At 49.7% G+C, this 25,321-nt stretch carries 17 protein-coding genes and 2 tRNA genes; 13 read left to right on the forward strand and 6 right to left on the reverse strand.

All coding sequences use genetic code 11. The annotated features are described in order from the left end of the window. The first annotated feature begins 73 nt into the window (after positions 1-73). The 12 genes from C1A08_RS05345 (at position 74) to C1A08_RS13220 (ending at position 9,198) form a co-directional block, all read left to right on the forward strand. Positions 74-568 (forward strand): WbuC family cupin fold metalloprotein, encoded by a 495-nt coding sequence (locus C1A08_RS05345; RefSeq protein ID WP_101571891.1) that lies wholly within the window; start codon positions 74-76, stop codon positions 566-568. After that, entirely contained in the window at positions 565-1,464 is a 900-nt protein-coding gene (locus C1A08_RS05350; protein ID WP_101571893.1) for a sugar phosphate isomerase/epimerase family protein, read from the forward strand. The genes C1A08_RS05345 and C1A08_RS05350 overlap by 4 nt, the downstream gene beginning before the upstream one ends. Before the next feature lie 228 nt (positions 1,465-1,692). Continuing rightward, entirely contained in the window at positions 1,693-2,211 is a 519-nt protein-coding gene (locus tag C1A08_RS05355) for a PspC domain-containing protein (RefSeq protein ID WP_101571895.1), read from the forward strand. Positions 2,212-2,215: 4 nt separating this feature from the next. After that, the gene (locus C1A08_RS05360; protein ID WP_055202744.1) at positions 2,216-2,557 is read left to right on the forward strand and encodes a PadR family transcriptional regulator; all 342 of its coding nucleotides are present in this window, start codon (positions 2,216-2,218) and stop codon (positions 2,555-2,557) included. A gap of 12 nt (positions 2,558-2,569) precedes the next feature. Continuing rightward, a complete protein-coding gene (locus C1A08_RS05365) occupies positions 2,570-3,769 on the forward strand; it encodes a PspC domain-containing protein (protein WP_101571897.1) in 1,200 nt (399 codons plus the stop codon). A 70-nt stretch (positions 3,770-3,839) separates the two neighbouring features. Next, positions 3,840-4,205 (forward strand): LiaF transmembrane domain-containing protein, encoded by a 366-nt coding sequence (locus C1A08_RS05370; protein ID WP_055202748.1) that lies wholly within the window; start codon positions 3,840-3,842, stop codon positions 4,203-4,205. 116 nt (positions 4,206-4,321) lie between these two features. Next, entirely contained in the window at positions 4,322-5,302 is a 981-nt protein-coding gene (gene pfkA / locus C1A08_RS05375; protein ID WP_055202750.1) for a 6-phosphofructokinase, read from the forward strand. Positions 5,303-5,395: 93 nt separating this feature from the next. Beyond that, complete coding sequence (locus tag C1A08_RS05380) at positions 5,396-6,295, forward strand: cation diffusion facilitator family transporter (RefSeq protein ID WP_101571899.1); 900 nt, start codon at positions 5,396-5,398, stop codon at positions 6,293-6,295. 117 nt (positions 6,296-6,412) lie between these two features. Continuing rightward, positions 6,413-7,189 carry a S1/P1 nuclease gene (locus C1A08_RS05385; RefSeq protein WP_101571901.1) on the forward strand — a complete coding sequence of 259 codons (777 nt, stop codon included), beginning with the start codon at positions 6,413-6,415 and terminating at the stop codon, positions 7,187-7,189. Positions 7,190-7,361: 172 nt separating this feature from the next. Further along, positions 7,362-7,434 (forward strand) — tRNA-Met (locus C1A08_RS05390). 985 nt (positions 7,435-8,419) lie between these two features. Beyond that, positions 8,420-8,626, forward strand: coding sequence for a hypothetical protein (locus C1A08_RS05395; RefSeq protein ID WP_101571903.1), 207 nt, complete (start codon positions 8,420-8,422; stop codon positions 8,624-8,626). A 407-nt stretch (positions 8,627-9,033) separates the two neighbouring features. After that, complete coding sequence (locus C1A08_RS13220; RefSeq protein WP_172970727.1) at positions 9,034-9,198, forward strand: hypothetical protein; 165 nt, start codon at positions 9,034-9,036, stop codon at positions 9,196-9,198. 102 nt (positions 9,199-9,300) lie between these two features. On the opposite strand, the gene C1A08_RS05405 is transcribed toward C1A08_RS13220, so the two are convergent. From C1A08_RS05405 to C1A08_RS05430, 6 genes are all read right to left on the reverse strand, one after another. Next, positions 9,301-9,373 (reverse strand) — tRNA-Thr (locus tag C1A08_RS05405). A 167-nt stretch (positions 9,374-9,540) separates the two neighbouring features. Further along, positions 9,541-10,308, reverse strand: coding sequence for a glycerophosphodiester phosphodiesterase (locus C1A08_RS05410; RefSeq protein ID WP_055202759.1), 768 nt, complete (start codon positions 10,306-10,308; stop codon positions 9,541-9,543). A 129-nt stretch (positions 10,309-10,437) separates the two neighbouring features. Next, complete coding sequence (locus C1A08_RS05415; protein ID WP_101571908.1) at positions 10,438-12,273, reverse strand: RagB/SusD family nutrient uptake outer membrane protein; 1,836 nt, start codon at positions 12,271-12,273, stop codon at positions 10,438-10,440. Between the two features lie 37 nt (positions 12,274-12,310). After that, positions 12,311-15,484, reverse strand: a complete 3,174-nt coding sequence (locus C1A08_RS05420) for a SusC/RagA family TonB-linked outer membrane protein (protein ID WP_101571910.1) — start codon at positions 15,482-15,484, stop codon at positions 12,311-12,313. Between the two features lie 26 nt (positions 15,485-15,510). Continuing rightward, the gene (locus tag C1A08_RS05425; RefSeq protein WP_101571912.1) at positions 15,511-17,472 is read right to left on the reverse strand and encodes a RagB/SusD family nutrient uptake outer membrane protein; all 1,962 of its coding nucleotides are present in this window, start codon (positions 17,470-17,472) and stop codon (positions 15,511-15,513) included. Between the two features lie 18 nt (positions 17,473-17,490). Next, positions 17,491-20,760, reverse strand: a complete 3,270-nt coding sequence (locus tag C1A08_RS05430) for a SusC/RagA family TonB-linked outer membrane protein (protein WP_257937048.1) — start codon at positions 20,758-20,760, stop codon at positions 17,491-17,493. A 319-nt stretch (positions 20,761-21,079) separates the two neighbouring features. On the opposite strand from C1A08_RS05430, the gene C1A08_RS05435 reads away from it, so the two are divergent. Next, positions 21,080-25,192: a hybrid sensor histidine kinase/response regulator transcription factor gene (locus C1A08_RS05435; RefSeq protein ID WP_180951529.1), complete on the forward strand. Its 4,113-nt coding sequence runs from the start codon at positions 21,080-21,082 to the stop codon at positions 25,190-25,192. Positions 25,193-25,321 lie beyond the last annotated feature (129 nt).

The raw sequence follows: 25,321 nt of genomic DNA on the forward strand, positions 1-25,321 counted from the left end.
GGATTCCGGCAATAAAACGGGTATATACATCTATACCCGTTTTTATTCGTTCCGGGAGACAACCTGAAACAAGATGAAACTCATCGATGCCGAACTGTTGAACCGTACCTCCGCCCAGGCCAGAACGGACGACCGTCTCCGAAAGAATTATAACTTTCACGAACGGCCGGACGATCCGGTAAACCGGCTGTTGAATGCGCTCGAACCGGGCAGCTACCTGCCGGCGCACCGCCACCTGAATCCTGCCAAGGACGAGGCGATCGTGGTATTGCGCGGCAGCGTCGCCTCGTTCATTTTCAACGACCGGGGCGAAATTGCCGAATGTGCCGTGATCGACCCGCAGCAAGGCGTTTACGGATTCGACATTCCGGCCGGCGAGTGGCATAGCCTGTTGGTGCTCGAAAGCGGTACGGTCGTCTACGAAGTGAAGCCCGGCCCGTACGTCCCGCTGCAAGAGTCCGACCTGGCGCCCTGGACGCCGCGCACCGGCGATGCCGAGGGAATAGACCGTTACCTGAAACGATTGCAGGACGAATTATCGAACCGAAACAAACAATCAAAAATATGAAAAGAAGAGACTTTTTACGGGCGACGCTGGTCGGCGGAGCCGTCGCAGCGGTCAGTCCGCTGAACATGCTCGCAGGATGCGACAGCACTAAAAAGAAAAAAACGGAACTGAAACTCTCGTTCCAGGAAGGAACCGCTCCCGGTGAAACGCTGGAGCAGAAATTCGATTTCATGGAACAGAACGGCGTGGTCGGCTTCGAACCCGGCGGAGCCGGCTTGGCCGCACGGGTCGGCGAACTGCAAAAACTGCTGCAAGGACGCAACATCAAGGTCAGCGCGATCTGCGCCGGTTTCCAGGGCTTCATTCTGTCGGAAGACGAAGCCGTGCGGCAACAGTTCGACCAAACGATGCGCGAGATCATCGCTGCGGCCGGCGAACTCGGCTCGACGGGCGTCATCATGGTTCCGGCTTTCAACGGGCAGGTTCCCGCAATGCCGCACACGATGGACACCCGCAACTACTTGGTAGACCAGCTCCGCCAGTTGGGCGATTACGCGGTACAGTGCGGCACGACCGTCATTCTCGAACCGTTGAACCGCAACGAGGCATTCTACCTGCGCCAAGTAGGCGACGCCGCCTCGATCTGCCGCGATGCGAAACATCCCGCCGTGAAATGCATGGGCGACTTCTGGCACATGACTTTCGAAGAACCTTCCGACTACGGGGCCTTCTTCTCCGCCGGCGAGCACCTGCAACACGTACACATCGCCAGCCGCGGCACCCGCAACACGCCCGGCGAAGACGGCGACGTAGACAACTACGTGGACGGCTTCCGCGCCCTGAAAGCGATGAATTACCCGAATTACGTCAGCTTCGAATGCGGCTGTAAAGGAGACAGGACGCAGAGCGTTCCGGCTGCGCTGAAACTGATCCGCGAACAGTGGGACATGGCCTAAACCGGTCGGTTCCTCGCACTGATTCGGGAATTATTTTCTTTTTCTGAAAAATAATTCCGATCTCATTTCCAAATAAAAGCCTTACAATAAGCATATTGTAAGGCTTTTGTCGTTTACGCACCGGAATAGATTGAGAAAAACATGGTACTTTGTATTGCAAAGTATAATTTTATTCCATATATTTGTCGTATCCATTCAAATATCGTTTAATCTCAAAAAAGCGACATCATGAAAAAGACCGTAAACGTAAACATAGGAGGCGCTCCGTTCATCGTGGACGAAGACGCCTACGGCATGCTGAAAAAATACCTGAACGAAATCGAAATCCGTCTGGACGGCGTAGACGACAAAGAGACGATGCAGGACATCGAGATACGGATCGCCGATATTTTCAACGGCGCGATTTCGGCCCAGTCGCAAGTCGTGGACGCGGCGCTGGTCAAACGGGCGATCGCGATCATCGGCAGCGCCCGCGAGTTCGGGGAACCGCGCCGCAGTCTCCCGGACCAAGAACCCGGACCGGGACCCGATCGGCAGCGCCGGCTTTACCGGAGCCGCCGCGAGAAGATCATCGGCGGCGTATGCGGCGGTATCGCCGAGTACTCGGAAATCGATCTTACGTTGGTCCGGGTCCTTATGGCGCTGTTCATCATTTTCGGAGTCGGCCTGATGGTCTACATCGTCATGTGGATCATCATCCCGCTGGAACCGGCAAAACAAGAGAACTATAACGAATACAGGAGGTAAGGCCATGACAGAACTGAATATAGACAATATCAAGGCCCAGATGCGGAAAGGGATCCTGGAGTATTGCATCCTGTCGATCATATCGCGCAACGACGCCTATGCTTCATCGATCATCGCCGAGCTGAAGGCCGCCGAAATGATCGTGGTGGAAGGGACGCTCTATCCGCTGCTCACCCGGCAGAAAAACCAGGGGCTTCTTTCGTACCGCTGGGAAGAATCGCCGCAAGGACCGCCCCGCAAGTATTATTCGATCACGCAGAAAGGCCGAGAATGCCTCGAACAACTCGACATCGCATGGAGTGAACTGATCTCGCAGATCCGGATCATCCGCGACGGAAACCGTTAAAACCCGACAGCCATGAACAACACGATCAATGTCAGCATCGCCGGCATCGCTTTTATCCTCGAAAACGAAGGATACCGGCTTTTGAAAGACTACCTGGTACGGATCGAGGTAGGATACAAAGGAAATCCGGACGGCCCCGAAATCCTGTCGGATATCGAAGCCCGCATCAGCGAACTGATCCTGAACGAACAGGACGCCGACACGGTGGTCACCGCCGAGCGAATCCGTACCATTATCGGCCAACTGGGTCTGCCCGACGGCATGGATACGCGCACGCCGGCAGACAACATTCAGGCAGACAGCGTTCCATCCGACAACTTCGCGCGACGGCTCTACCGCAACCCCGACGGAGCCAAACTCGGCGGCGTGTGCAACGGAATAGCCACCTATTTCCGGGTAGACCCGATCCTGGTGCGCCTGATTTTCTGCTCGCCGCTGTTGATCTTGGTCTGCATCAGCGTCATCCCGTTTCTGAATATGTTTTGCGGATTTTTCGGGGTGTTGATCGGCGTCAGTTCCCTGCTCTACCTGATCCTGTGGTTCTCGATCCCGAAAGCGCGCACGCCGCGCCAAAGGCTGGAGATGAGCGGGGAAAAAATCACCGCCTCGTCGATCCACCGTAACATCAGCGAAGATCTGAACAGCGCCCATCCTTCGCCGAAAAACGAACGGACGGCCTCGGTATTTTCCGAGTTGCTTTATGTTCTGGGCCGGGTATTGCTGTTTTGCATCAAGGCCTTCGTTCTGATCGTAGGCGGCATTCTGGCGCTGAGCATCATCGCAGCCGTCGTCGCCGTCATTTCATTCCTGATCGGCGGATCGATCGTCGGAATGCCGTTCCACATCGCCGGCACCCAGAGCGTCCTGCTGGTGATCCTGTTGCTGCTGGTGTTCGTCCTGCCGGTTTTCATCGTCATCTACCTGCTGATGAAACTGGTTTTCGACCTGCCGAGTCGGAAAACGACCCTGTCCGTGCTGTTCGGTATCTGGATTCTAATCCTGATCTATATCGGCGTATACGTCGTAAGGAATTACGACCGCTTGGAAGAAGCGGTGCGAAAAGACAACATCGAACTCTTTTTCAATGTAACCCGGAGCGTGACCGTCATCCCGACTCCGACGATCGTCAACGATACGGTGCGCGTCGAAACGGTTTCAATAGGCGACTCGACGGCCACCGACACCGTTCGCATCGAATATTATACGGAATAAAACGGAAAACGGGGGGCGCGTCGGCAGATCCCGACGGCCGACCCGACACAACCCAATAACTACCATCGGCATGGAAATCATCGAAAACGACAAACCCGGACGCAACCGAACGGTTGAAATAATCCGTCCGCGCAATCTTTTTATCGGGATCATCCTGATCCTCGCAGGCATCCTGTGGCTGCTGAACAACTTCGGGCTGCTATCCGACAGCGCATTCGAGCTGATCTTCTCCTGGCACATGCTGGTCGTTCTGATCGGAACCTACCTGCTTTCGCTGAGCCGGTGGATCCCGGGCGGCATCGTCACGGCGATCGGAATCCTGCTGCTGCTGGTCGACCGGCTGTGCCTGGATATCCCGTTCGAAAAGATCATTTTCCCCCTTCTTTTCATCTTCGCAGGAATTTTCTTTATTCTGAACCGCAGAAACCGGAATTAACGTTCCGGTTTCTTCTTTTCTTTCCGTTCAAAAAATCAGGCATCCAATGTGCAGGGGAATTGATTAATTACTATTTTTGTAACGGATAAAGATTGAACCGAAAAGGAGGAACGATTATGGAAGGAAAGAAATGCGTGGGTATTCTGACGTCGGGCGGAGACGCCCCGGGTATGAATGCGGCCATCCGCGCCGTGACGCGGGCGGCTATTTACAACGGATTCGACGTAAAAGGGATCATGAGAGGATACAAAGGCCTGATAACCGATGAGATCATTCCGTTCCAGACCCAGAATGTCAGCAACATCATCCAGCAGGGAGGAACCATCCTCAAAACTGCGCGCTGCGAGGAGTTCCGGACGCCGGAAGGCCGGAAGATCGCTTACGACAACATCATAAAGCACGGCATCTCGGCGCTGGTCGTAATCGGCGGGGACGGGTCGCTGACCGGAGCGCGGATTTTCGCTTCCGAATACAATTTCCCGATCGTAGGAGTGCCGGGAACGATCGACAACGACCTGTTCGGCACCGATACGACCATCGGGTACGATACCGCTCTGAACACCATCGTAGAATCGGTCGATAAGATCCGCGACACGGCGACCTCGCACGAACGCATTTTCTTCATCGAGGTCATGGGCCGCGAAGCCGGATTCCTCGCGCTGAACGGAGCCATCGCTTCGGGAGCCGAAGCGGCCATCATCCCGGAAATCGCGACGGAAGTCGACCAACTGGGCGAATTCATCCAACAGGGATTCCGCAAATCGAAGAACAGCAGCATCGTCCTGGTGGCCGAAAGCGAACTGACCGGCGGCGCCATCGGACTGGCCGAACGGGTCAAGAACGAATTTCCGCAGTACGATGTCCGCGTAACGATCCTGGGACACATTCAGCGCGGCGGTTCGCCGTCGGCCAGCGACCGGATTCTGGCGAGCCGGCTCGGAGAAGCCGCCATCAACGCCCTGCTCGAAGACCAGCGCAACGTAATGGTCGGCATCCAGAACGACGAACTGGTTTACATCCCGTTCAGCAAAGCGATCAAAAACCAGAAACCGATCAAACGGGAGCTGTTGAATACGCTGAGAACGCTTTCGATCTAAACCGGAACGGGAGACGGCTGTTCCGTCTTAAACATACAGGCAGCCGGCCCTTCTTCCGAAGAGCCGGCTGCCCTGCTTATAAAACAAAACATCATGGCACACACGCACAATCATTCGGTCGATCACCTGAACCGGGCTTTCATGCTGGGCATTCTGCTGAATCTGGTTTTCGTAGCCGTCGAGTTCGGCGCGGGACTCTTTCTGGACTCCGTCGCCCTGATCTCCGACGCGGGGCACAACCTGAGCGACGTCGTCAGCCTCGTCCTATCGCTGCTGGCATTCCGGCTCGCCCGGCTGAAACCGACCCCGAAATACACTTACGGATACAAAAAAAGCACGGTGCTGGTCTCGCTGCTGAATGCATGTATCCTGCTGGTGGCCGTCGGCGTCATCTTTGCCGAAAGTATCGACAAGCTGAAAAATCCGACTCCGATCGCCGGGGGCAGCGTCGCCTGGGTCGCCGGCGTGGGAATCGTCATCAACGCCTTTACCGCATGGCTATTTCTGAAAGACAAGGAGAAAGATCTGAACGTCAAAGGCGCCTACCTGCACATGGCGGCCGATACGCTGGTTTCGGTCGGCGTACTGATTTCGGGCATCGTCATCAGTTTTACGGGATGGTACGTCATCGACCCCATCATCGGCATGGTGATCGCCGTAGTCATCCTGATCTCGACCGCGCATTTGCTGCACGACAGCCTGCGTCTGTCGCTGGACGGCGTCCCGACCGGGATCGACAGCGAGCGGATCCGGAAAGAGATCCTCGATGCGGACCCCGGAATCGCAAACGTCCACCACCTGCACATCTGGGCCATCAGCACGACCGAGAACGCCCTGACAGCCCACATCGCCGTTCGCGACACGGAACAAATTCCAGCGCTCAAGCACCGGATCAAACACCTGCTCGAACACACGGGAATCACCCACGCCACCCTGGAATTCGAACGGCCGGAAGAGACGTGCGACGACCCGGGATGCAATCCTCCCTGCTGATATCGGAACCGGAATGTCTTTTTTCGGCCGGAAATCCGAGCAAAACATCGTCGCAGTCCGAATTATTTCTATCTTTACGATGAAATCATCGTTAAACCCGAATATATAAAAAGCGCTATGAAGAAACTTCTGATCGCGGCGTTCCTGCTGGCGGCCGTTCCTTTCTCTTCGTTCGGATGGAACAAATTGGGCCACGACATTTCGGCGGCCATCGCACAACAAAACATGACAAAAAAAGCGAAAAAGAACATCGCCAAATACCTCGAAGGACACGACATCATCTATTACGCCTCGTGGATGGACTACCTCGGCTACGTTACCAAAAGCGGCTACTCGAACGAATGGTTCGACCATTGCGTTCCGGTCAACAAGGATTTCGAATATGCGGAAGGCGACTTCCCAGGCGATGCGCTGATGGCCGTAGAAAAAGCGATCGACCGGATGAAGGATGGCAAGTACAAGAGCATGGACGATTCGACCGTATTGCTGCTGATCAAACACCTGGTTCACTTCCTGCCCGACATGCACTGTCCGGCTCACGTCATTTACAATTACCGCCCGTCGAACTACTGGCTGAAAGTGGACGGCGAGGCGATTCTGTTCCACAGCGTATGGGACGACATGCCTTCGCTCGGCCCCCACGCATGGAGCGTTACGGAATGGTGCGAACAACTGGATCGCTGTTCGAAAGCCGAAAAGGCCGAAATGGTCAGCGGGACTCCCAGGGAGTGGGTGAGCGACAATGCCCGCAACTGCATCGTCGCTTACGACATCGTAAGACCCGACACGGAACTTTCCGACACGGAACGCTACGAAGGCAACCTGCTGGCCGAAAAGCAACTGCTCAAAGGCGGCTATCGGCTGGCTTACGTACTGAACCTGATTTTCGGATAAAGCGTCTGGAAACCGGTGCGCCGCATCCGGCAATCCGGCACGCAATCATTCCATATTCGATATAAACAAATAACAACCAGCCTATTGTGCGCAACACCCCTTCGGCACGCGCCAAATAAAGCCGATATTTTTTGCGGATTTGTTTTTTTTGGTTATCTTTGTACCATAATACCGCGGGGTGGAGCAGTTGGCAGCTCGTTGGGCTCATAACCCAAAGGTCGGAGGTTCAAGTCCTTCCCCCGCTACTAAGACAGACAAGGCTCTCATATATGAGAGCCTTGTCTGTCTTATGAAAGTATTACGAGATCTTTGATTTGAACCGGCGCCTCGTTTACCTGAGAATCTTATGTAGAATTCGATTGCAAAATTACTCGGCTCGTGAGGAGACAATCTCTTCCTTACGATATACTGATCGTTATAAACCCCGTTTATCCTTTCGAAATCTTTCAAGATGTATTTCCCTGTCGAAACGTCCATAACGCTCCAGAGATCGTCTTTCAGAATCAGAACATGATTTTCGGGCAGGTAAGTCTTGGCGACTCCCCCTACCCACCCATCCGAATAGTAAGGATTGGTTATCCGGTTATCCATCTCGTCGTAGACGGGCGGTATCAATATCTCCCTTTAGCATTCATCAAACCGAATTCTTTACCGTCATACGGATCGCCGTCAACGACGAGATAGTAATTGCCGTTCTCATCCGGGATATAAGTATATATAAAAGGCGTTATTTCACCGCTGCTCAACACCAGAGCCTACATGTCGTCGAAGTCCTGTATAATGCCCAGCCCATTCTTGTAAAAATCAATGTCCTTATATATCGGCGGAATAATTTCGGTATAGTCTATGTCGATTGCGACCTGGACCTGGGTTCGATGACTCTGCTCGACGGCACCTACTACATTCTCTCCAGACGGATGTTCGACATGACGAATTTCAGAGACTGGACAGATAAGTTTTACGCTTTTTCGAAAACAGGGGAGAAACTCTCAGAAATCGACATCTCGCAAGTATTTACCAGCTATCACTACCTGCATTGTCAGAACGACACGCTCGTCGCCCGAATAGGTAGCCGCAAAGGAGCCAGAACCCTGTATTTCGACAAACGCGGGCAGAGCTGGAACCTTTCGGGAAAGCAAAGTCTCTGTTCAAGGAAAATATTATGTATCCAATTTTCTGGGACACGTGCGCGGACATTCGACCCTGTACAAAATAGAAGATCCCCGAAGCATGAACATCTACACGGGAGACAGACCGAAAGCCGACAAACTCATCGACCAGAGAGAGTGCAAATCGACCGAAGGCATGAAAAAATGGCTGGACATCATCGGGCGCCCACGAACCATGGAATTGCTCTCTTCCTTCGTCCGGAACAACCGGCTGTTGCACCTCTTCGGACGACAACGACGTGTATATATGCCAATCGGCGGACGATGATTCCGTGATCGACGAAACGAAAAACAGCCGCCTCCAGCATGTCTATCGCTTTAAAATTCCGATGCACAACAATCCGTGGATAAAATTCAGCCGGACGAACTACCGCCAGTTAAATCTGCACACGGACCCAAACGATGTCGGCGTCATTATGGAAATTCCCCCCTCCACGATCTTCGTACACTATATTATCCGCAAAAACAGGCGACTTGCGAATTCTTAATGCAAAATAAGAGTATAGCATAATTACAGCTTTTCGCCGACCGATCGACCGCTAACGCAAAAAATCGATACCGTCCGGCAAAAGGCCGGCTAACCCTTTTCCCGAGAACATTCCCTGTCCGCAGCCGGTGTAGTACGTATTTTGCATGTCTTCATGCAGAATTATTCATTAATAAAATAAAACAGCCATGAAAGAGAATTGTAACACATGCGATCCTTGTGAGGAAAATTTCTGGAACGAAGTAAAAGAGATCGTCGACAACGTGAAAAATTACACGAAGAAAGACCACGAAGAAAAAAAGAAAGAGGTGCAGGACGCTTTTTCCGAAGAAGAAAGCAAAAACGGCAAATAACTGCCCACGCAAAAACGGCAACAAAGCTTTCCCTCAGGGAGAACAAACTTACCGGGCCAAAACAAAAGAAGAAGGAACGTTTTCACGTTCCTTTTTCTTTTGAGCCACAAGTGGGACTCGAACCCACGACCTTTTCGTTACGAATGAAATGCTCTACCGACTGAGCTATTGTGGCAAATCCAAACGATCGTGCTCCCACAACCGGATTTAGCGAGTGCAAATTTCGTAAAATTAATCGAATTATCCGCAAAATCTTGCGACTTTTTTACCTCGCCACCGCTCTTTTTCCCGAAAAATCCGAAAAAAGAAGACCGACGATCGTTTATCCGACACGATCCTTTGCTATTCGGCCAACAATTTCTGCAACATAACGGGCTCGTCCGTCGTAATATAAGTAACGCCTTTACCGATCAACCATTTCATATTCGGCTCGTCGTCGACGGTCCAAACATTGACTTCCAACCCCAATTGTTTCGCTTCGTCGAACCACTCTTCATGGGCCCGCATCGCACCTATATGATAATCCAATCCGGTATACCCCTTGTCGGAGAGCTGTTTCGGGGTCAGATCGCTGCCAAGATAAGCCACCTTCGCTTTCGGCGACAACGCGATCAGGCGCTCGCAGACATTTTGACTGAACGAAATATATTCGACCAACTTATCCATCTTGTTTTTTTTCACCAGTTTCAACACAGCATCGACTGCCGCCGCCTCCTTCTCCTGGGTATTATGCGACTTGATCTCGATAATCAATTTCGTATGTTTCTGTTTACGCGCAATCGCAAGAAGCTCGTCCAGCGTCGGAATTGCTTCTCCGTTCGATAATTTGCAATCTTTCAAAGCCGCGTATGTGCTTTCGTCGATCCGCTTCCCGTCGATCGTCGGATCATGATGCACGACGACGACTCCGTCCGTCGTAATATACACATCGCATTCCGATCCCCTGGCTCCGATCTCAATCGCCTTTTTCAACGACGCGACCGAATTCTGAGCGGAACCCTCCGCCTTCCAATACCCCCGGTGCGCAACCACTTCCGTCGCAGGCTTTGCCCCGGCACCGACGATACCACACATAGCCACAACACTTAATAAAATCTGTTTAATTCCCATTTTATGCTTTTGTTTATGTTCTATTCAGAGAGTAAATATAATGATTATAGCGAAAATAATCAACAACGCCTAAAATAAAAGAAACGGAAACCCGTTGGTTTCCGTTTCTTTATCATGTAGACGATCGACTTATTCGGGAGATTCGTAGCCCGGATTCTGCCAGTTCGTCCCGGTAAGTTTATACATCTTATTCACTTCGTCCGTAGGCAACGGGAAAAGCAGATAAGTATCCGCATTCGATTTGCGTTCGCTGACAACGAACCGTTTATAAGTAAACGTACCGTCACTATCGTTCTTGGTCGCCCGCATACCCGTTACGACCGTCTCTGCTTCGTCAAGGATCTTCCAACGCCGAATATCGTAGAAACGAAGCGGTTCAAAAGCGAATTCTACCCGACGTTCATTCCAGATCCTGTCCCTGAACACATCTCTATCCGTAGTATATTCATCCCTAACATTCGGCATATCGGCTCTCGTACGGACTGCATTGACTGCCTCTACGGCAGACATGGAAGCCTGCCCGCTATATCCTTCTACCTGCTGAGTCGGGCCATAAGCTTCATTGGCCGCTTCTGCGAAGTTCAGATAAAGCTCTGCTAACCGGAATCTCCGTACATATCCGGTAACAGGTGTTTCATAAGATGAAGTATGTTTGTCGTACTTTCTCATGTAATAACCCGTTCTCGTATTCCGAATGGTCGTTTTATCAATTGCGCAGGAACTGTCTCTCGGCGCATTGTCATAAATCTTCACAAGTTCGTCCGGATCGTCCCAATGACGCTGTGCCCCATTGAAATAAACGGATTGATAGAAACGGGGATCGCGGTTCTCATAAGGATTCTGATCGTCGTATCCGGCAGCTTCATTGAAGTTCGGTTGCAAATGAGAGTCATCTTTATAATATTTGCCATCCCCAGTTTTCTTAAGAATCGGGTGTCCATCGGCCGTTTCATAAGAGTCAATCAACTCCTGAGTCGGACTGATTCCGGCAGAAGACTGCCTGGAATTAGTCGGAAGACCGTAATAATTCCAAACCGAAATACCGGCAACTCCATAAATCGTTTCCTTATCACTCGTACGGTCATAATCGTACGGAGTGAAGAAATAATAATCATAGGCGCCCTTCGAATCGGTCTGGACGACCGGCAGACGGGTAAACAAAGAATAATCGTGAGCCAGACATTGGTCGAGCGCTTCCTTCGTAATTCTAGCGGCATCTTCCCAAGTATAAGGATTTCCTTCTTCATTAGCGTGGAGCGGACTTACGGCCAGCATAATCGCTTCCGAACGGATCGCATAGGCTAATGCGCGGTGCATCATATTGGCATAGTTCGAGCCCAATACCCAACGGAATCCTTTACTCGTATAAGACATATCCTCGGCTCCCGGAGCTGCAAGAGCATCATCGGTATCCTGTAGAATCTGCTTAACGATTTCCCAAACTTTAGCACGCCTGTCGGAAGAAAAATCGTGATCATAAGAATAAGGCTCCGTAATCAACGGAACGCCGCCATACTCCCTGATCAGCGTCAAATAATAATAAGCGCGTAATGCCTGGGCTTGAGCGATCCAACCTTTCTTTTCCTCCTCCTGGGCATAGGCGGTCGCATTCGGCAATGCCTGAATAAAAACGTTACAATAACGGATCCCGACAAATGCATTACTCCAAGATCCTCCCAGCGGCCATGAAGTCGCACTGACCAAACCAGAGTACCAGTAAGTAACTCCGGAATTCGCCATGTAATCATATGCGTCCTGCGCATCGTCCGTATAAGATATCACTCCAAAGCTCGGACCGGAAACGTAATTATAGCAAGTATTCAAATAACCGATCGTTCTGTTCCGATCCGACCAGATACTCTCGTAACTGATACGTCCGTCATCCGGCAGATCGAGTGCATCGTTGCAAGAGGAAAGCCCTCCGGCAACAAATGCTGCAAAAAGAAGATATATATGTTTTTTCATACAATTTTTTTTTACTCGTTAAAAGAACTTTTACTGGTTAGAAAAGAACGCTGACACCTACGTTATAAACACGGTAGGCAGGAATGGTATACAAACCGCCGTATTCCGGTTCAATATCCTTGTTTTTCATGCGGCCCCAGGTAACCAGGTTCTGTCCGCTAAGCGAGAACCGAATTTTATCCGCAGAAATCTTCTTCGATACATTCAACGGCAATGTATAAGCGATCTCCACATTCTTCAACCGAAGGAATGCCCGGTCGTTCCAGTTATAGGAATTATTACGCATATCGCTCGAGGTCTGACTATTGGACAAAGCCGGAGCCGTAATCTCTTTCCCTGCGGCATACCTTTCAGGCGTCCAGGCGCCTTCATGCAACCGGGTATAGATCCCTTCGTAGTTAAGATGCCATGTACTGCTTTCGAATCCCCCCGTTCTGGCTACGCCCTGGAAAAGGAAGCTAAACTCCAGATTCTTGTATTTGAATCCGCCATTGAAAGCGTAGAATACCTGCGGTATGCCACCGTATCCGAAAGGAACCTGATCTTTCTCATCGATGATATAGTCTCCGTTTATATCCTTGAAGATCAAATCGCCGACCCTGGGAGAAGGCATGTTCCATCCGTAAGTACATTCGTAACGATCGATTTCTTCCTGCGAATTGAAATAACCATTACCGTTGCTATAATCAACCATCAATCCGAAAGAAGTTCCGAGCGGGAATCCTTCCTCTTTACGTCTGTAAGAATAGCTTTCACCCAGTTCGGTTTCGTCTTTGTAAATAACCTTATTACGGGCATAGCTAACCCAACCGCCTACGTTAAAACTCCAGTCCGCATTGATCCGTTTGTAGTAGTTAGCCGACAGATCATAACCTTTGTTCTCGTAAACACCGACTTGCGTAGCAGGATAATTGTTGATGGGAATACCCTGATAACTCGGAATCGTCGAGGTCGCATGGATCAGCATATTATCCATCCGTTCTTTGAAATAGTCGAAAGAGAACGTAAACCCGTTGAACAATCCTACGTCGATACCGTAATTTTGTTTGAGCATCGTTTGTGCCTGAAGCAAAGCATATCCCTTTTTATTTTCCCATGTAGAATAAGCCAACACGGGAACCGAACCGCCAGTACCAAACTGGTTCTCATCCAAGTAACCATGACGTCCGTTCTGCAAATCGTCCTCGGCAGTACGTCCGTAAGAAGCACGGATTTTAAACTCGTTCAGCCATTTCACATTTTTCATAAAATGTTCGTTCGCCAGATTCCACGCGCCGGAAATAGCGGGCGTAGCGATCCAACGGCGATCGGGAGCGAACTGCTCGGTTGCAGAATAACCCAGATCGACTTTTACGAAATAACGGTTGTCATAACCATAGGCAGCTTCGACGCCGGACAACACCGTATTGAAAGGCAAAACATTATTGGAAGACCCCATATCCGCCTTAGACAGGTTCTGGTAGTAAATAAAAGCGGTAGCCTGTACATTATGTTTTCCAAAAGTACGCTGATAATCCAAATAAGCCCGATAATCCAAATGATAGTAAGAAGAATAACCTTTCCCGTAACTCAGTTCGGAATCTTTCGTCGTACCGATCGTTTCGAAAGCGAGTACGGACGGATCGTCGGTCGTTTTCCTCTTAACAAGTTCATTGCTCTGAATAGCGGTAAGAGAATTGTAACCATAAGTCTGGTAAGCGATATATCCGCCTAATTTCAACCCTTTGGTCACGAAACTCAGATCCAGATCCAATCCGAACTGGGAATTGATGTTCACGGAAGTAGCCTTATTATAACCCATCCGGTTCAACACTCCGTAAATCGAATAAGTATTCTTCTCTTCAACGACCAACTTTCCTCCCGGATCCAACATCTCTCCGGTCGCCTGATCATATACGGCAGGCGTCAAAGGACCGTAAATATTCGCTCCGCGCCAATACATATCTTCATATAATCCCTGCTGCGCGTTATAAAAGGCATCGCTTCCGGGAGCGCGGTCGCGTCTTACGTTACCGCTCAACCGCAGGTATGAACTTAGGTATTTGTTCACCTTGATATCCACGTTCGTACGGTAATTGAACCAGTTGGTATTGAATCCTGACTTATAACGTTCATTAGTCGTCTTAAACTGACCTCCCTGGTGCATGAAATTCACCTGAGTGAAATAGGTAAACTTATCCGAACCACCGGTAACGTTTATATTGGCCCGGGACATGGTGGTCAACTTCTTATAGAACATATCGCGCCAGTTGTTATCCGGATACAACTCCCTGTTTTCTCCGGAGATATAATTGGCGATATCGACAGGCGAATAAACAGGCGTTTTACCCAGACTCGGGTTATCGTTATAGGTAGCTTCATTTTTAAACGTAGCATACTCCCAAGAATGGTAAAACCTCGGAGAGATCGTCGGTTGCTGTACAGACTGATCATAAGAAACATCGATCCGAACCGGCCCTTTCTTTCCTCGTTTCGTCGTAATCACGAGCACGCCGGCATTTCCCTTAACCCCGTACAAAGCCTGCGTAGAAGCATCTTTCAACAAAGTAATCGATTCGACCTCTTTTGCAGTCAGATAGCGCAAAACATCGTTACTATTATAAGAAGACATCACGCCATCGATCATAATCAACGGGGTCTGCCACCCATTCTGCGGATTCGAAGCGCCGCGGATCAACATACTGACCGTTTCATTACCAAGCACATAATTGTTCTGCCGTACCATCAAGTTGGTCACAAAACCGTTCATAGCAGCACCGAAACTCGAAACGGGAGCGGCTTCTATCGGAGTTCCTTTCACGGAACTAACAGCTCCGGAGATTGCTCCCCGCCGTTGCTGAACGAAACCCATGTCGATAATCTCGTCGCTTTTCAAAGCGTCGGGTTCCAATTTCGCATCGATTGTTTCCTTCTCTGCGATGGCCACCTTCTTATCTTTATAACCGAGATAAGAAAAAACGATATCTTTACTTCCATCGTCCACAGTCAGGATATAGGAGCCTTCAATATCTGTCGAAGTTCCGTTCTTTCCCGTCTCGGAATTAACGACCACTCCGGACAGCGGCTTGCCAAACTCGTCCGTTACGACACCCTTGATGGTATAGACGGTTGACGACTGCGCACTGATTTTAGCCCCGAATGCACTCAAAAACATGCATGTGAGCAACAGCGCTATTTTAATATTTACTTTATGTCTCATATTATTTATCATTTAATCGTTTACACAACCCGTAAATACTACCATCCGGGATTTTGCCATGCATGTCCGGTCAAAGTTTCCAACCGATTCTGATCGCTCAACGGAATGGGCACCCACAACCACTTATTGGAATAACAACGGCGGGGAGAGTTCCGAATATGCTTACGAGTGTAAGTATACATCGGCTTACCTTCCTTATCATCGCCCAACCATGAAATCTCCATAGCCGTCGGCCACTGATAATCCAACATATCTCCGTCGGGCCTCTGCCAACGACGCATATCGTCCAAACGGGTATCCTCCATCGCCATTTCGACACGGCGTTCATGTTTCAGATACAACAGAGCTTCGTCCTGCGTAAGACTCGTCGGCCAAGCCGGCATTCCCGCGCGGTCTCTGATCTCATTGACCAACGTCATGCCTTCCTGGATATGACCGGCATTGATAGCGCATTCGGCAGTATTCAGAATAATTTCAGCCAAACGGAAAATTTTACCCTTTACGCTACCGCCTGCGTTCTCTCCTTCGGACGGCCTCAGGTATTTATTGAGATAATAACCGGTACGCGTTCTCTGACGGCGACTGCTATGGATACCGGTGTAATCGTCTTCCTTATTCGTCCAGATCGTTTTGGAACGGATGGCATTTCCGACATAATGGACTCCCGAACGACCGTCGATCTCTTCGTTTTTCCAGAAGGCGGTACGAACACACTCATTGTAAACGACCGTTACGTAGAAACGCGGATCCCTGTCCCCATAAGGATTCGAAACCTGATCGAAAATCGTATTCTCAGGATTAAAATTCGGATTCAAATGCGTATTATCCCGGTAAGGCAACGCCAAATCGACAACCGGATAACTTTCCAAGGCAGTACTGCTGTTGTATTTTACATTTTCATACTGATCGACCAGTTCCTGCGTCGGCGTCAATCCGCACTTATAATATCCCTGGAAACCGATCCCGTTGATAAACCACATATCACCGCGGGCGCCACGGTCTTGCCAAATCGTCTCCTTATCGTTCGGATTCGCATCATAACTCAATGTTGAACAGAAATATTCATGCATTGCCGCCGCAGCGTCGGAACCTTTTTTCCATTTCACCTGCCCTTTGGTAGCGAATACATCGTATTCGGACGGATTCTTGCACGTTTTATAAAGTTCATAGCTGTTCTCACGCAAACTAGCCAACGCTTCCTTATTGATCTGATAGGCCTCTTCCCAAGTCATCGCATCCAGCGCATTCGTCGCGTTCAGCGGGCTGGCGGCATAAAGCGAATAACGGGATTTAAGAGCGCAAGCCAACGCTTTCGTTACCCGGTTCGATTCTCCGCCGGTAGTAATTCTCCAAGGAACTGCCGGTTCAGCCAACGCCGAATCGCAATCGGCAATGATAGACTCGACCAACTCACGGTAAGTAGACTTAATCGCATATTGTTCAAAATCGTCCGTATAAGCAGTGGCTGTCTTTATAATCGGAGCCATCGAACCGTAATAGCGAATCAGTTCCGCATAGAAATAAGCCCGCAACAAATAAGCCTCGGCTTTCCAACGGGCGCGGTTTTTCTCTTCGGTAACCGTCGCAGAGTCGATGTGAGTCAAAAAGACATTACACTTACGTATTCCTTCGTACAAATTGCCCCAACTGATCCGGGCTACACCTGAAACAGCTCTCGTCAGAGGATGATTGCTCGCCGACGCTATACCGTTGTAAGCCTGTGAAGAGTTCAAACTCGTTTCGACTTCCGCATCCGCGTCCCATGCATCGTCGGACATTGCAACCGCTGTATTAGTAGTAAAATACCACTGCCCGATTCCTTTGTCCGTAATATAGTTTCCACTGTAAATAGCATTCAGATAGGCTCCCACTCTGTCGTTATCCTGCCATATCGTGGACATGTCGATGTAACCAGCCGGAGCCATATCCAAAGCGTCCGAGCACGAACTCAATGCAACGACCGACGCTATAGCTGATAAAAATATATATTTCACTTTCATAATGAGAATTTTAGTAGCTTAGAATGTTACGTTAAATCCAAAGTTGAACGTCTTCACGATAGGATAACCGATCTGGTCCGTTTGTTCGGGGTCTGTCGAATTTGTTCTCAGACGATCCCACGTAACCAGGTTATCACCGCGGAAATACACTCTCAATTTATTAATACCGATTGCACGCAGAGCATTCGACGGCAAAGTATAACCCAATTCGATTGCTTTAAGACGGATAAAAGCACGGTCCATTACGAAGAAATCATTTTCGATCTTCGAGCAGGTTTCCCCGGTAGACAATCTCGGGTAAGTGATCTTCTGCCCGGCAGCATAACGTTCGGCGGTCCAAGCGGTTTTGTGATACTTGAAGAAAGTACCCTGATAGATGTTCTCGTTCACACCCTGACCGCTGTAATAGCTCGAATATTTACCTACCCCCTGAAGGAAGACCGTAAAGTCGAACCATTTGTAATTAAGAGAAACGTTGAGACCGTAAGATACGCGCGGCACATTCGTGTAACCGATGGGCACCCGGTCTTTCTCGTCGATAATTCCGTCCCCGTTCTGGTCGATGTATTTGAAATCGCCCAACTGGGGAGACGTAGAAAGGTTGTAAGTAATACCCTTGTGTTCGACGCCGTTCTCGTCTACATATCCTTCCGTATACTTGTCCAATTCTTCCTGAGTATTGAAATACCCGTTGCCGTTGCTCCAGTCGATCTTGTAACCGAAAGTCTGATTGAGCGACTGTCCGGTCGTACGATACTGGTAATAATAACCGTCCGCATAAGGCACTTCATCCCAGAATTTCACTTTATTGTGGTTATAACTGCCCTTTACAGAGAGGAACAGATCCTTGTTGAAAGATTTGTTGTAATTAATTTCGAGTTCATAACCCGAGTTATCCACCACGCCGAGGTTCAAGTAAGGCCACTGGGGCACACCCGCAAACTGCGGAGCCATTCCCTGGGTCTTCAGGATCTTCGAACGTTGTTCGATAAAGTAATCGAAAGTGATCGACCAATCGCTCCACAACTGGAGATCGATACCGTAGTTCTGTTTCTTGGAAACCTCCCACTGCAGGTTGTAGTTACCCGGACGATTCTCATTGATCGTACCGTAACCGCCGACGGCAACGCCGCCACTTGAAGAATAAGTATGATTGCTCAAATAAAGGAAACGGTTGTTTCCGATCTTATCGCTACCTACTTTACCATAAGAAGCTCTCAACTTCAAATTGGTGATGACTTTATTGCCTTTCAGGAAGTTTTCATTGGAAACAACCCAACCCACTGCGAAAGAGGGGAAGAAACCGAACCGGTTTTTCGGAGAGAACTGCTCGGAACCGTTGTAACCCATATTGGCGTCTAACAGATAACGGTTATCGAAGCCGTAAGTAACGCGGGCAGCCATACCCATCATATTATAAGGCATGTTAAGCGGAGCGCCGTTGGTTTCCCAAAAATCGCGCTGTACCAGAATCATGGCGCCTACGTCGTGCTTGCCAAAAGTTCTGCTATAATTCAACGATCCCTGCAAGTTGACCGTATAATTGGTATAACCGCTCTTGCTCAGGCTCAACGTACCGTTCAATTCGCGGTCGGCCGCAAAATAGATCTGGTCGTTATCTTCATCAACCGAAGTTGCGAAAGACATTTCCGTGATGTCGCCGCCCAGAATCGTATTGGCTACGGCGTCGAACGAAGCCATACCTTTCAAAGACAAACCTTTGGTGATAAAGGTCATATTCCACTCGCCTCCGATAGACGCATTCAGGTTCGTTCTGGTTTCATCCCGGTAACCTTTACGGTTTACGGATTCGAAAGGCGAACGGTCGGTTTCGACCGGACGGATCACTTTATCCGGAATTACATCGTAGCCCAGAGACGCATCGGGAGTGGTAGGACCTACGGTCATCGGCTTCATACCTACCGTACAGTGGATAAGGTCACGGATCATCCATTTATTGTCTCCGCCGTAAGTCGTAGTACCGGGCATGCCCACTTTTTCAATGTAACTACCCAAATTCAGGAAAGCCTTGAAGTTTTTCGTAATATTATAGTCCAAGTTCGAACGGAAGCTGTAACGGGTCATCCTTGCCTGAGGATCGTAGCCGAGCTTGCTTTTCGGCTCTGTATGCAAGTTACCGCCCTGATGCAAATAGCTGGCGTTCACAAAATATTGCAGCTTTTCGGTACCGCCGCTGATATTGATGTTCACACGGCTCTGAGGCGACCATTTTTTGAAAATTTCACGATACCAGTCGTGGTTAGGATACATATAATTCCTTCTGGCCGCTTTCAATGCATAATCCGGATCGTTCGGATCCAGCCCCATCAACGGATTCAACGAACGGGAAATCATCTTTCCGGAATATTCTTCGTTCATACCGTCGTTCCGGTTCGCTTCGTTACGCAAAGTCATAAATTCCCACGAATTAACCCTTTCCGGCTCGCGCGTGAACGCCTGGAAACTCTGGTCGAAAGAGATATCCAACTTAGTCTGTCCTACTTCGCCACGCTTGGTCGTGATCAGGATCACACCGTTCGCGCCACGCACACCGTATACGGCGGTAGCCGCGGCGTCCTTCAGCACGGAAACCGTAGCGACCTCGTTTGCATCCAACGTACGGATATTGTCACGAGGCACACCGTCGATCAGGATCAGCGGTCTCGTACCGTTCGTAGTGGAAGCCCCACGCAGATACAGGTCGGCATCGTCGAAACCCGGCTGAGAACCGCCGGACTGCAACGAGGTCAGACCGGCCAGACGTCCGGCCAACGCGTTGGCCAAGTTCGGCGAAGAACTCTGACGAAGTTCCTTGCTGTTAACCGACGATATGGAGGCAACCACGGAAACTTTCTTCTGAGTCCCGTAACCGACCACGACTTGCTCTTCGAGCTGCTGAGAATCGCTTTCCATCTTCACGTTGATCGTGGTACGAGCGCCAACTTTCACTTTCACTGTCTTATAGCCCAGATAGCTGAATGTCAACTCGGCTCCCGAGGGAACTTTGATCGTAAACTTACCGTTCACGTCGGTCACCACGCCGTTCGACGGACTCGAAGTAACCGTCACACCGATCAGGGGAGTGCCATCCTGATCCTGAACGGTACCTGAAACAGTCTGAGTTCCAGCCTGCATAGACTCCGAAACTTCAGATAGGCTCCCATTGCCAGAGAAAGCCGCGTATGGAACTGCCGACAACAAAACAACCAGGCTCAGCACCTTCGCACTGACCAGATTGCGTCCTGTTGCCTTCATCCATGTCTTGAAGTAAAGTAATGTTTTGTTCATAGATAAAAATTTAGGTTTAATTTTCTTGTTTTACCAAATTTTCCCCGCGTATTTTTATAGAAAATTCCGATAGCACGAAATTCTACAAATATTAGCTAATAATAGACTCATTTGTTTCAATTTTTTTCAAAAACTGTTCATTCTTGTACCCATGCGGGCTATATTCATTTAAATTCTGGTCAAAAGCATAATCCATAAAACTCTTATTAACAATAATATATAAAAGGATAAAATGTTTTTTGAAACAAAAACGAAAAAATTATCAAAGAATGATTATTTTTGTGCTATCAAGAATATGAAATTGCCGAAACCTTCAACGATGAATTGCAGATACATTTTATTATTTACGTCCGTTTTTGCTTTTATAACGTCAAAAACGGATGTAAAAGCCCAACAAAATTTTCATTTTTCACCCCGGATCTCAAACCTTCAGATACGGGATATCTGTCAGGATTCCTTGGGGTATCTCTGGATTGCGACGGCCCGCGGTGTAGACCGGTACAACGGCTATGAATACGCGCAATTATTCCGGGACGAATCGGCTCCCGAAACGTCTATCCAATCCAGCCGGATCAACAGGTTGCATTTGGACAAAACGGGAAATCTATGGATAGCGACATCCAGGGGATTAAGTAAATACGATCTAACCATCGACAAAATAACACCCTATACCATCAGTAACGGACAAGACGAATACTTCGTAACCGATCTCGCCGAAGATTCCACCGGTAATTTATGGATCGCGACTTACAGCAACGGAATTCTCAAAATGAACCGCACGACGGGCATTTTGTCTCCGATGCCCCTTCCGTTCGGCAACCGGGCTTCCCAACGGGCGCATACCCTGTTTATAGACGACTTACAGAATCTATGGATCGGATACTCTACCGGATCGGCGCTCGGCAGATACAACATCGACGACCAGACGGCAGAATTGTACACGCTCCCGGATTATATCGAAATCAACTGCCTGTCCAAATTCGGCGATTCACAGATATGGATAGGAACCGACCAGGGAATACTCGCTTACAGTATCAAAGGAAGGAAACTGACCTCCATTCCGCCATCCATACGGAAACACCCGGAGCTATCTGCCGCAAAAATAAACAGCATTAAACTGATAGACAAGAATAATTACATCATCACATCAACGCATTATGCATATAAATATTGCATCAGTACAGGCGAAATAGCCGTCATCCCGGTAAAAAGCGAAAAAAACGATCAAAACAACGACATCACCTGTGCATTGAAAGACAAGCAGGGAAATCTATGGCTCGGGACTTTCGAACAGGGCATCGTCAAAGTCAACGCCGCGGAAAATACGTTCAACCATCCGGAAATATCTTCGGTCACACTGAACGGGAAATCGGTAACCGTCGTTTGCGAAGACAAAAGGTTCGGCCGGATCTGGTTCGGCTCCAAATACGACGGACTCTATTGCTATTCGAAAAACGGTTCCGTAAAAAATCTCACAAAGAACAACCATCCTGCGCTGGCTTCAATCCGCAACAACTCGATACGGGCCCTGTTTTGCGACTCTCAAAACAGGATATGGATCAGTACGGGACGTAACCTGATCGTGGGACAGCTCAACGCGTCCGGATTTTCGGAAATTACGACGCTGCAAAATTTCGGGCCGATCACGGCGATCGGACAGGATCTGTCGGGCAATATCTGGGCGGGGGGATTCTCCGGACTTTATTTTTTCGGTCAAAATGTGACGGCCGAGCCTTCGCAGGTCGTAAAAAATGTGACGGTCACCACGATCCAGCCCTATAAAGCCGATCAGATCGTTTACGCCGCCTACGGGCAAAATGTTTTCACGATCGATCACCGCGATTTCGAACCGGAACCGTTGATCCCGGAGGGTCAGTTCGCCAACATGCACGCGTTGAACGCATGTACCGATATCCGCCGATCCGAAAACGGCTCCCTATGGATCGGAAGCTACAACAAAGGGCTGCTCGAATACGATCCGAAAACACGGAAAATCACAAAGTACACCTACACGGAGGGACTTCCGAGCAACGACATCCTGGCCCTGACCGAAGACGGAAACGGACGTATCTGGCTCGCCACCTCCAACGGGCTGTCACGGTTCGATCCCAAAACGAAACGGTTCCGTAATTTCAACGAAACCGACGGACTGAACAACACCCAGTTTTTCGAACGAGCGATGCTGACCGCATCCGACGGGCTGATCTACATCGGTGGAAATTTGGGAACCGACTGTTTCAATCCGAACGACGTCAAGCAAAACGGATACCATCCATCCGTCGTATTGGAAGACATTAAGATTCAGAACCGGAGCGTCACTCCGGGCGGCAAGCACGCTCCAATCGGCAAAAGCATCGCTTACGAGCGGAAGATCACGTTGAACCACTGGCAAAATTCATTCAGTATCGACTACGCAGGCATCGACTACAATTACTCGGACAAACTTCGTTATGCGTATAAACTGGACGGTCTCGATAAAGACTGGGTAGAGGCGGGAAACAACAAGCGGGCCTCTTATGCGAACGTTCCGCCGGGAGAGTACCGGTTCAAACTCAAAGTGCAGAACGGGGACGGGGAATGGAGTCCGGAAACCGGGATCGATATCCGGATAAAAGCTTCCCCATGGCTGACGGGCTGGGCCTACGCCCTGTATATCCTGCTGGTTCTGGCCTTCATTATTACGGTCACCAAGCTGTATTTCAGGACGAAATACAATAAAAAAGCGCTCGCCCTCTCCGAAAAACAGCGACTCCACGAACAGGAGATCAACCAGCAGAAAATCGACTTTTACGGAAACATCTCCCACGAATTACGGACTCCGCTGACCCTGATCAACGGAAACATCGAACTGCTGGCGCATGGCGCGCTGAACGAAGACAACGAGCATAAACTGATAACGACTCTGTCCTACAACTCCAACCGGCTGCTGCGACTGGTCAACCAATTGCTGGATTTCAGCCGGATGGGTAACGAAACGATCCCGTTGCACGTCATGCAAACGGATATCGTGCCGCTCATCCGGAATGTGGCCGGCTCGTTCCGTTTCAGCGCCCATACCAAAGAGATCGATTATTCGCTGCACCTGACGGAAGACTCCCTGCAAATCTACACGGACGAAGACGTGCTCGAAAAAATACTGACCAACCTCGTTTCGAACGCGGTAAAATACACTCCCCGGCAAGGTCGTATTTCGATCGACTTTCGGAAAATCGACCGGAACACTGCGGTCGACCGGTATCCCGAATTTGACGCCCCCGGTTCCGAATGTCTGGAGTTTCGAGTCGTGAACTCCTGCAAAACAATCGATCCGCAGCAATTGGAACACATCTTCGACCGGTTCAGGCGGTTGGAAAATACGGAAAGTACGGAAGAGACTCCGGGAAGCGGCATCGGCCTCCACTACACCAAAATGCTCGTCTGCCGACAGAAAGGATCGATAAAAGCCGTCTTCTCCGAAACGGAAGGTCTGATTATGAGTTTCGTGATCCCAATCGGTAGAGAGGCGTTCCCGGCCGACGAAATTTTCGAACAGCAGACGCCCGGAAACCTTCCTGAAAATACAAAATCCGACGGAGCGGATTTCGACACGCCCGTCGTTCAAACGCCCTCGCCCCCCAAAGGACGCACGATACTGATCGTGGAGGACGACCCGCAGATTCACACGCTGCTGCACGAAATTCTGCACATCGAATACGATCTACTGCACGCCTATAACGGAACGGAAGGCGTCCAGATGGCCAGGGAACAGATGCCGGAAATGATCATCAGCGACATCCGGATGCCCGAAATGGACGGGATCGCCCTGTGTAAAACCATTAAAAACGATCCGCAACTCAGCCATACCATTTTCATCCTGCTGACGGCCAAGAACCGGATCGAAGAGCGGATCGAAGGATACAACTGCGGCGCCGACGCCTATATTAACAAACCGTTCCGCGCCGACCACCTGATTTCGGTCATCCACAGCCAAACGAACAACAGGGACCGGCTGAAAGCCTATTTCAGCGACAAAGGTCTGCACGCCGAGCAGGAGGAACCTTTCGGGGACAACGACCGGATACCGGGAAACCTGCCGGAGATCGACCAACGTTTCATGGAAAAATTGCATTCGTTCATCGACAAAAGCATCGAAAATCCGGATATCAACATCAACGTGATCGCCGTCGAATTGGGTTTCAGCCGAACCAGTTTTTACCGCAAAATGAAAAGCCTAACCGGCCTGGCTCCGAACGATTACGTCCGGAATTTCAAAATGAAAAAAGCGGCCAAACTGATCCTCGAAGGAAATCTGAGCATCGCCGAAATTTCCGACCAGACCGGATTCGGCACACAGTCCCATTTCTCGACCGCATTCAAAAAATATTTCGGGGTGAGTCCGAAAGACTACAAAGAGAAATGGAAGGAAGAGCACAAACGATCCCATGCGAAATAATTTGCAAATAAAACGCATAAACCGCCGGGAAAGTCTGAAAAATTTGTTTACTTTGTCTTTATTGAGGTATTTGTAGCTCAAAATATACGTAACAGGACGATTTTTGCCTGCAAACGCAGACCGTTTTCA

The sequence above is a fragment of the Alistipes sp. cv1 genome, assembly GCF_900240235.1.
GTDB classification, from domain to species: domain Bacteria; phylum Bacteroidota; class Bacteroidia; order Bacteroidales; family Rikenellaceae; genus Alistipes_A; species Alistipes_A hominis.

Excerpts from the sequence above, each read along its gene's own strand:
- C1A08_RS05385 (WP_101571901.1), top strand. The coding sequence starts at position 6,413 with ATGAAGAAACTTCTGATCGCGGCGTTCCTGCTGGCGGCCGTTCCTTTC.
- C1A08_RS05370 (WP_055202748.1), top strand. The coding sequence starts at position 3,840 with ATGGAAATCATCGAAAACGACAAACCCGGACGCAACCGAACGGTTGAA.
- C1A08_RS05395 (WP_101571903.1), top strand. The coding sequence starts at position 8,420 with ATGAACATCTACACGGGAGACAGACCGAAAGCCGACAAACTCATCGAC.
- C1A08_RS05415 (WP_101571908.1), bottom strand. The coding sequence starts at position 12,273 with ATGAAAAAACATATATATCTTCTTTTTGCAGCATTTGTTGCCGGAGGG.
- pfkA (WP_055202750.1), top strand. The coding sequence starts at position 4,322 with ATGGAAGGAAAGAAATGCGTGGGTATTCTGACGTCGGGCGGAGACGCC.
- C1A08_RS05425 (WP_101571912.1), bottom strand. The coding sequence starts at position 17,472 with ATGAAAGTGAAATATATATTTTTATCAGCTATAGCGTCGGTCGTTGCA.
- C1A08_RS05365 (WP_101571897.1), top strand. The coding sequence starts at position 2,570 with ATGAACAACACGATCAATGTCAGCATCGCCGGCATCGCTTTTATCCTC.
- C1A08_RS13220 (WP_172970727.1), top strand. The coding sequence starts at position 9,034 with ATGAAAGAGAATTGTAACACATGCGATCCTTGTGAGGAAAATTTCTGG.
- C1A08_RS05345 (WP_101571891.1), top strand. The coding sequence starts at position 74 with ATGAAACTCATCGATGCCGAACTGTTGAACCGTACCTCCGCCCAGGCC.
- C1A08_RS05355 (WP_101571895.1), top strand. The coding sequence starts at position 1,693 with ATGAAAAAGACCGTAAACGTAAACATAGGAGGCGCTCCGTTCATCGTG.
- C1A08_RS05350 (WP_101571893.1), top strand. The coding sequence starts at position 565 with ATGAAAAGAAGAGACTTTTTACGGGCGACGCTGGTCGGCGGAGCCGTC.
- C1A08_RS05410 (WP_055202759.1), bottom strand. The coding sequence starts at position 10,308 with ATGGGAATTAAACAGATTTTATTAAGTGTTGTGGCTATGTGTGGTATC.
- C1A08_RS05430 (WP_257937048.1), bottom strand. The coding sequence starts at position 20,760 with ATGAACAAAACATTACTTTACTTCAAGACATGGATGAAGGCAACAGGA.
- C1A08_RS05420 (WP_101571910.1), bottom strand. The coding sequence starts at position 15,484 with ATGATAAATAATATGAGACATAAAGTAAATATTAAAATAGCGCTGTTG.
- C1A08_RS05380 (WP_101571899.1), top strand. The coding sequence starts at position 5,396 with ATGGCACACACGCACAATCATTCGGTCGATCACCTGAACCGGGCTTTC.
- C1A08_RS05360 (WP_055202744.1), top strand. The coding sequence starts at position 2,216 with ATGACAGAACTGAATATAGACAATATCAAGGCCCAGATGCGGAAAGGG.
- C1A08_RS05435 (WP_180951529.1), top strand. The coding sequence starts at position 21,080 with ATGAATTGCAGATACATTTTATTATTTACGTCCGTTTTTGCTTTTATA.